1 rRNA gene is annotated in these 2,603 nt (G+C 52.2%); it reads right to left on the bottom strand.

The annotated features are described in order from the left end of the window. Positions 1–19: 19 nt before the first annotated feature. Positions 20–2,603, bottom strand: a 23S ribosomal RNA gene (locus QF010_RS33930); the annotation flags it as partial.

Raw genomic sequence — 2,603 nt, 5'->3', positions numbered from 1 at the left:
CAAATTGCTTGGGTGTTATATGGTCAAGCCTCACGGGCAATTAGTATTGGTTAGCTCAACGCCTCACAGCGCTTACACACCCAACCTATCAACGTCGTAGTCTTCGACGGCCCTTCAGGGGACTCAAGGTCCCAGTGAGATCTCATCTTGAGGCTAGTTTCCCGCTTAGATGCTTTCAGCGGTTATCTATTCCGAACATAGCTACCCGGCAATGCCACTGGCGTGACAACCGGAACACCAGAGGTTCGTCCACTCCGGTCCTCTCGTACTAGGAGCAGCCCCTCTCAAATCTCAAACGTCCACGGCAGATAGGGACCGAACTGTCTCACGACGTTCTAAACCCAGCTCGCGTACCACTTTAAATGGCGAACAGCCATACCCTTGGGACCGGCTTCAGCCCCAGGATGTGATGAGCCGACATCGAGGTGCCAAACACCGCCGTCGATATGAACTCTTGGGCGGTATCAGCCTGTTATCCCCGGAGTACCTTTTATCCGTTGAGCGATGGCCCTTCCATACAGAACCACCGGATCACTAAGACCTACTTTCGTACCTGCTCGACGTGTCTGTCTCGCAGTCAAGCGCGCTTTTGCCTTTATACTCTACGACCGATTTCCGACCGGTCTGAGCGCACCTTCGTACTCCTCCGTTACTCTTTAGGAGGAGACCGCCCCAGTCAAACTACCCACCATACACTGTCCTCGATCCGGATAACGGACCTGAGTTAGAACCTCAAAGTTGCCAGGGTGGTATTTCAAGGTTGGCTCCACGCGAACTGGCGTCCACGCTTCAAAGCCTCCCACCTATCCTACACAAGCAAATTCAAAGTCCAGTGCAAAGCTATAGTAAAGGTTCACGGGGTCTTTCCGTCTAGCCGCGGATACACTGCATCTTCACAGCGATTTCAATTTCACTGAGTCTCGGGTGGAGACAGCGCCGCCATCGTTACGCCATTCGTGCAGGTCGGAACTTACCCGACAAGGAATTTCGCTACCTTAGGACCGTTATAGTTACGGCCGCCGTTTACCGGGGCTTCGATCAAGAGCTTCGCGTTAGCTAACCCCATCAATTAACCTTCCGGCACCGGGCAGGCGTCACACCCTATACGTCCACTTTCGTGTTTGCAGAGTGCTGTGTTTTTAATAAACAGTCGCAGCGGCCTGGTATCTTCGACCGGCATGGGCTTACGCAGTAAATGCTTCACCCTCACCGGCGCACCTTCTCCCGAAGTTACGGTGCCATTTTGCCTAGTTCCTTCACCCGAGTTCTCTCAAGCGCCTTGGTATTCTCTACCCAACCACCTGTGTCGGTTTGGGGTACGGTTCCTGGTTACCTGAAGCTTAGAAGCTTTTCTTGGAAGCATGGCATCAACCACTTCGTCACCCAAAGGGTAACTCGTCATCAGCTCTCGGCCTTAGAATCCCGGATTTACCTAAGATTCCAGCCTACCACCTTAAACTTGGACAACCAACGCCAAGCTGGCCTAGCCTTCTCCGTCCCTCCATCGCAATAACCAGAAGTACAGGAATATTAACCTGTTTTCCATCGACTACGCTTTTCAGCCTCGCCTTAGGGACCGACTAACCCTGCGTCGATTAACGTTGCGCAGGAAACCTTGGTCTTTCGGCGTGGGTGTTTTTCACACCCATTGTCGTTACTCATGTCAGCATTCGCACTTCTGATACCTCCAGCAAGCTTCTCAACTCACCTTCACAGGCTTACAGAACGCTCCTCTACCGCATCACCTAAGTGATACCCGTAGCTTCGGTGTATGGTTTGAGCCCCGTTACATCTTCCGCGCAGGCCGACTCGACTAGTGAGCTATTACGCTTTCTTTAAAGGGTGGCTGCTTCTAAGCCAACCTCCTAGCTGTCTAAGCCTTCCCACATCGTTTCCCACTTAACCATAACTTTGGGACCTTAGCTGACGGTCTGGGTTGTTTCCCTTTTCACGACGGACGTTAGCACCCGCCGTGTGTCTCCCATGCTCGGCACTTGTAGGTATTCGGAGTTTGCATCGGTTTGGTAAGTCGGGATGACCCCCTAGCCGAAACAGTGCTCTACCCCCTACAGTGATACATGAGGCGCTACCTAAATAGCTTTCGAGGAGAACCAGCTATCTCCGAGCTTGATTAGCCTTTCACTCCGATCCACAGGTCATCCGCTAACTTTTCAACGGTAGTCGGTTCGGTCCTCCAGTTAGTGTTACCCAACCTTCAACCTGCCCATGGATAGATCGCCCGGTTTCGGGTCTATTCCCAGCGACTAGACGCCCTATTAAGACTCGCTTTCGCTACGCCTCCCCTATTCGGTTAAGCTCGCCACTGAAAATAAGTCGCTGACCCATTATACAAAAGGTACGCAGTCACCCAACAAAGTGGGCTCCCACTGCTTGTACGCATACGGTTTCAGGATCTATTTCACTCCCCTCTCCGGGGTTCTTTTCGCCTTTCCCTCACGGTACTAGTTCACTATCGGTCAGTCAGTAGTATTTAGCCTTGGAGGATGGTCCCCCCATATTCAGACAAAGTTTCTCGTGCTCCGTCCTACTCGATTTCATGACTAAGAGATTTTCGCGTACAGGGCTATCACCCACTATGGCCG

Source organism: Pseudomonas silensiensis (assembly GCF_050434865.1).
GTDB classification, from domain to species: domain Bacteria; phylum Pseudomonadota; class Gammaproteobacteria; order Pseudomonadales; family Pseudomonadaceae; genus Aquipseudomonas; species Aquipseudomonas fluorescens_W.
This window is presented reverse-complemented; position numbering and strand designations above follow the sequence as displayed.